The organism is Thiolapillus sp. (assembly GCF_048562965.1).
GTDB classification, from domain to species: Bacteria; Pseudomonadota; Gammaproteobacteria; order Chromatiales; family Chromatiaceae; genus Thiolapillus; species Thiolapillus brandeum_A.
Genome location: NZ_JBHNMF010000219.1, coordinates 1 through 5,304 on the forward strand (window position 1 = coordinate 1; position 5,304 = coordinate 5,304).

A 5,304-nucleotide genomic window follows, 5' to 3' on the forward strand; every position below is an offset into this window, starting at 1 on the left:
GAGGCAGGCTTGTACTCATCTTAGGGGTGAGTAGTTACCTTCAGTCTACAAAATGATGGATGCTTTCCTGAAGAAGAACCTCTGACCCTGTGTGCCGGAGCCACGCAAGGTGGCTCCGGTAACTGCACAGGAACCCCCTTCCCTGATGTATAATGCACGCATGACAAAAGCACCAAAACATCAGATACAGGTGGAAGTGGAAAGCACCTTTCTCGAAGAACAATCTGCTCCCGAAGAAGAGCGGTTTGTTTTCGGATACACCATTACCATCAGCAACCGGGGCAGTGTCCCGGCGAAGCTGCTCAACCGCCACTGGGTCATCACCGATGCCAATGGCAAGGTGGAAGAGGTCCGCGGCAAGGGCGTGGTGGGAGATCAGCCTCATCTGCAGCCTGGTCAGCAGTACCAGTACAGCAGCGGCGCAATCCTGGAAACCCCCGTCGGCGCGATGGAAGGCGACTATGAAATGGTGGACGACCAGGGCGAGCATTTCCTGACACCCATCCCCGTCTTTTCCCTGCAGACACCCAACACCATCAACTGACCATCATGGCCGTATACGCCATTGGCGACATCCAGGGTTGCTATGGCGAGTTGCAGGCGCTTCTCGACAGCCTGCAGTTTGACCCGGCCAGTGACCGGCTCTGGTTTGTCGGCGATCTGGTCAACAGGGGTCCCCGTTCACTGGATACACTGCGTTTCGTCTCATCACTGGGGGACAGGGCGATCACCGTACTGGGAAACCATGACCTGCACCTGCTTGCGCTGGCCAGCGGCAACAAGCGCTTCAAGGACAGCGACGACCTGAACCAGGTACTTGATGCACCCGACCGCGATGAGCTCATCCACTGGCTGCGCCACCGGCCCCTGATGCACCACGACAAGCAGCTGAATTTCACCATGATCCACGCAGGGCTGCCGCCCCAGTGGGACCTGACCACGGCCCAGGCCTGCGCCCGGGAAGTCGAAGTGGTGCTGCGCGGACCGGACTATCAGGATTTCTTCGACCGGATGTACGGCAACAAGCCCAATCGCTGGGATCCGGAGCTGACAGGCATGGACCGCCTGCGTTTCATCACCAACTGTTTCACCCGCCTGCGCTTCGTGACCAAAAAAGGCAAACTGAAGCTGAAACTGAAGGGCTCACCCCTGGGCCAGAAAAAGAAATACATACCCTGGTTTGCGCACCCCCGCCGGCTCACCAGGAACGACCGCATCCTGTTCGGTCACTGGTCCACCCTGGGCTACCAGCATACGCAGAACACCTGGGCGCTGGATACCGGCTGTCTTTGGGGCGGCGAATTGACCGCATTGCGTATCGACCGCAGCCCGCCAGCCCCCAAACAATACCAGTGTGAAGGACAACAAGACCCTACACTTTTTGTTTGAGCCTGCTGATGCGGTTCGTAGCTCACCGCATCCTACGGGGGTGCCACAACGTGTAGGATGCGGTGACGCAGGAACCGCATCTGAAGCTACACCTCCTTGTAAATCTCCGCTCCCTGTTGTTTAAACTCCTCGGCCTTCTCCCTCATGCCCTCATCCAGAGCCTTTTCCGCTTCCACCCCCAGGTTCGCGGCATACTCGCGTACATCCTGGGTGATCTTCATGGAACAGAAATGGGGGCCGCACATGGAACAGAAATGCGCCACCTTGTGGGCCTGCTTGGGCATGGTCTCATCGTGATATTCCCGCGCCAGATCCGGGTCCAGGGACAGGTTGAACTGATCGTCCCAGCGGAATTCGAAACGCGCTTTTGACAGGGCATTGTCCTGGATCTGCGCACCGGGCAGCCCTTTGGCCAGATCCGCCGCATGGGCAGCCAGCTTGTAGGTGATGATGCCCGTGCGCACGTCCTCCTTGTTGGGCAGGCCCAGGTGTTCCTTGGGCGTCACGTAACAGAGCATGGCAGTGCCATACCAGCCAATCTGGGCCGCGCCTATGCCCGAGGTGATGTGGTCGTAGCCGGGGGCGATATCCGTCACCAAGGGTCCGAGAGTATAGAAAGGCGCTTCGAAGCAGTCGTGCAGCTCCTTGTCCATGTTCTCCTTGATCATCTGCATGGGCACGTGGCCCGGCCCTTCGATCATCACCTGCACATCCTGCTCCCAGGAAAATTTGGTCAGCTCGCCCAAGGTTTCCAGTTCGCCGAACTGGGCGGCGTCGTTGGCATCCGCCAGGCAACCGGGACGCAGGCCGTCGCCCAGGGAAAAGGCCACGTCATAGGCTTTCATGATCTCGCAGATCTCGCCGAAATGGGTGTAGAGGAAGCTCTCTTCATGGTGAGCCAGGCACCACTTGGCCATGATGGAGCCGCCCCGGGAGACGATGCCCGTGAGGCGCTGGGCGGTGAGGGGCACATAGGCCAGGCGCACCCCCGCATGAATGGTGAAGTAATCCACCCCCTGCTCGGCCTGCTCGATGAGGGTGTCGCGGAACATCTCCCAGGTCAGCTCCTCGGACTTGCCGTCCACCTTTTCCAGGGCTTGGTAGATGGGCACGGTGCCTATGGGCATGGGGGCGTTGCGCAAGATCCATTCCCGGGTCTCGTGAATGTTCTTGCCCGTGGACAGGTCCATGAGGGTGTCGCCGCCCCAGCGGGCGGACCAGACCATCTTCTCCACTTCCTCGGCAATGGAGGAAGTCACGGCGGAATTGCCGATATTGGTGTTGATCTTCACCCGGAAGTTGCGCCCGATGATCATGGGCTCGGCTTCGGGATGATTGATGTTGGCGGGAATGATGGCGCGACCCGCGGCCACCTCGTCGCGCACGAACTCCGGGGTGATCTCTTCAGGCAGATTGGCGCCAAAGGACTGGCCAGGATGCTGCTTGAGCAGCTGGGCGTAACGGGGATCGCGGCGCAGCTCGTCCAGCTTCATGTTCTCGCGGATGGCCACAAACTCCATTTCCGGGGTGATAATGCCCTGGCGGGCGTAGTGCATCTGGGTCACGTTGGCGCCGGCCTTGGCCCGCCGCGGGGTGCGGATGTGCTCGAAGCGCAGGTGGGCCAGATCCGGATCGCTCTGACGGTTCTGGCCGAACTCGGAGCTGGGACCATCGAGCTTTTCCGTGTCACCCCGGGCTTCTATCCAGGCTTCACGCAGGGGGTGCAGGCCTTTCAGCAGGTCTATGGTGGCATTTGGGTCCGTGTACGGACCGGATGTGTCATAGACGTAGATGGGAGGATTTTCTTCATCGCCATCGAAAGCATGCGTTACATCCTGGGAGATTTCCCGCATGGGCACGCTCACTCCGGCCTGGCTGCCTTCCACATAGATCTTACGGGCATTGGGAAAGGGTCCGGTCACGTCCTCGGACAGACGGGTGGTCTGGTTGACGAAATCTTCGGGAATCGCGCTCATGATGTTCTCCAGTTTTGTCAGGGGAGCAGGCGCTTGATAATCGCAGCTTCCCTCTACGCCGGTATTATCCGGATCAGGTTCGAAGGGTGTTTCTCAGCCCTGGAAATCTCCGATTAAGTCAGGACGAAGCAGATTACGTCCGGCGGGTTCACGACTTATTCGGAGGCTCCCTTGCGGCACCCCCAGCTATGCCGGTGATTGTAGCAGTAATTCGCAGGACAGGCTCAGCGCACATCCACCATCACCCCAGGGCTGCCTGCAATGGAGAAAGGGCGGCCCTTGTCGATCAAATCCACCAATCCACCCAACAGGGCATCCGTATATTCTCCGCCCACCTCGAAAAAACCTTCGAGAATGCGTTTGCCGGGAAATTCCGCACCGGATTCTGTCCTGAATCCCAGGGTGACACCACCCGTTGCCTGCATCTCCACGGTCAACAGGAACCGAAAGCCGCCATCCAGAGCCACTTTGCCCTTGCGCCCGATGCGCATTTCCCGCAAGCGGTCAACCATTTCATCTTCCACCGCAAAATAGATGTCATCCCAGCTTATGCGGCAGCCTTCATAATCCAGATCCATGATGAAATGCGGCCGGGAGGTCACTTCGGGCCACAATTCCCGGCTTATGCGCAGGCTATGGATCATGGTTCTCAAAAGATGAAATCCGGCTTACGGTACAGACGTCCTGCCAGAGCGGCTAAAAGGCCACCCGCCAGCAGGGCACCCGCAGAAGGCAGCGTCCACTGTGCCAGGCTCAATGGCTCTCCGCGCAGCACCTCGTTGATCAGGTAGTTGTGCGACCAGATGGGCAGCAGCAGCTCCAGGTTCTGCATCTTGCTTTGCAGCACCATCTGAATCATGGACGGTGTGAGTGCCGCCAGCACCAGCAGGCCAAGGTAGGTCTGGGCTTCTTTGACGGTACGCGCGAAGGCGGCGAAGAAAAAGGCCAGGGGCGACAGGAAAAGCAGTAGCACCGGGATGGACAGCAGGCTGAAGGTAATGCCGGTATCCCCGAGATCGATCATCCGGGTCCCTGCGGCAAATCCGAGGAGTGACAGGGCCAGCACCGCCAGGCTGATGAGCACATTGGTAGCCAGCTTGCCGACCATGAACTGTTCAGGTGCAACAGGGTTGGCCATGAGGGGCTCCAGGGACTGGCGCTCCCGCTCACCAGCGGTCAGATCCGCCGCCACCACCATGGCCGCCTGCATGATGCCGATGATCAGCAGGTAAGGCAGGAAAGCGAGCAGCTGCGCATCGGAACCCTTCCTGGAAAGGTCCCGGTCGTGCAGCACCATGACCTGGGTGATGGACGGATCGACCCCGCGCAGGCTCAGGCGCAGGTTGCCCAGGTTGGCAGAATAGTTCTCGATAGCGGCTTCGATACGCCTCCTGACGATACGTGTCTTGCTGCGGGAATGATCGGATAGCAGGGTCAGCTGCGCGGGCTTCCCGTCACGCAGCTGCTGAGGAAAAGCCGGGTCGATCACCAGCGCCGGGTCTACCTCCTGGGCACGCACGGCGGCCTGGGGGTCAGCCAAGGCATCCACCACGCTTATCCTGCTGGAAGCCAGGTAATCCAGCAGCACGGGGGCATACTCCGCGCCCTGTACCGGCAGCTCGATGGTCTTTTCCGCTTCGTCACTGATCATCTTCACCGCCAGCAGCATCAGCCCCATGGCCAGAACCGGCCCCAGCAGGGCGCCCAGCACCAGGATGTTGACCATGGTGCGCCGGTCGCGGAACAGGTCTTTCAGTTCCTTGCGGAAAACGATAATCCAGGGTTTCACTTTACCCTCTCCCCAACCCCTCTCCCTGAGAGGGTGTCGTAAAAGCCTGTTCCCATGCACCTATGAAGCCCCCATTCCTTCGAGAAACCGAGGGATGGGTGCAAGGTGGATTTTATTGAAAAGAGAACGGGTCACCCGTGGAATCCGCCT

Annotated in this window: 5 protein-coding genes and 1 riboswitch; of the genes, 2 read left to right on the forward strand and 3 right to left on the reverse strand. The window is 59.4% G+C overall.

Translation table 11 applies throughout. The features are described from left to right. The first annotated feature begins 109 nt into the window (after nucleotides 1-109). Together apaG and ACOCD2_RS11680 are read left to right on the forward strand one after the other, a co-directional pair. Complete coding sequence (apaG, locus tag ACOCD2_RS11675) at nucleotides 110-544, forward strand: Co2+/Mg2+ efflux protein ApaG (protein WP_308214502.1); 435 nt, start codon at nucleotides 110-112, stop codon at nucleotides 542-544. Nucleotides 545-549: 5 nt separating this feature from the next. Then, the gene (locus ACOCD2_RS11680) at nucleotides 550-1,389 is read left to right on the forward strand and encodes a symmetrical bis(5'-nucleosyl)-tetraphosphatase (RefSeq protein WP_293647751.1); all 840 of its coding nucleotides are present in this window, start codon (nucleotides 550-552) and stop codon (nucleotides 1,387-1,389) included. Nucleotides 1,390-1,475: 86 nt separating this feature from the next. Here ACOCD2_RS11680 and thiC read toward each other — a convergent pair whose 3' ends face one another. The 3 genes from thiC to ACOCD2_RS11695 form a co-directional block, all read right to left on the reverse strand. After that, on the reverse strand, nucleotides 1,476-3,365 hold the full coding sequence (gene thiC, locus ACOCD2_RS11685) for a phosphomethylpyrimidine synthase ThiC (protein WP_293647749.1): 1,890 nt from the start codon (nucleotides 3,363-3,365) through the stop codon (nucleotides 1,476-1,478). A gap of 31 nt (nucleotides 3,366-3,396) precedes the next feature. Beyond that, nucleotides 3,397-3,559, reverse strand: a riboswitch (TPP riboswitch). A gap of 30 nt (nucleotides 3,560-3,589) precedes the next feature. Next, nucleotides 3,590-4,009, reverse strand: a complete 420-nt coding sequence (locus ACOCD2_RS11690; RefSeq protein ID WP_293647747.1) for a hypothetical protein — start codon at nucleotides 4,007-4,009, stop codon at nucleotides 3,590-3,592. Between the two features lie 5 nt (nucleotides 4,010-4,014). Next, complete coding sequence (locus tag ACOCD2_RS11695; protein ID WP_293680164.1) at nucleotides 4,015-5,154, reverse strand: ABC transporter permease; 1,140 nt, start codon at nucleotides 5,152-5,154, stop codon at nucleotides 4,015-4,017. Nucleotides 5,155-5,304 lie beyond the last annotated feature (150 nt).

What these genes read in the sequence shown, in the direction of transcription:
- ACOCD2_RS11680 (WP_293647751.1), top strand. Translation starts at nt 550, where the DNA reads ATGGCCGTATACGCCATTGGCGACATCCAGGGTTGCTATGGCGAGTTG.
- thiC (WP_293647749.1), bottom strand. Translation starts at nt 3,365, where the DNA reads ATGAGCGCGATTCCCGAAGATTTCGTCAACCAGACCACCCGTCTGTCC.
- ACOCD2_RS11690 (WP_293647747.1), bottom strand. Translation starts at nt 4,009, where the DNA reads ATGATCCATAGCCTGCGCATAAGCCGGGAATTGTGGCCCGAAGTGACC.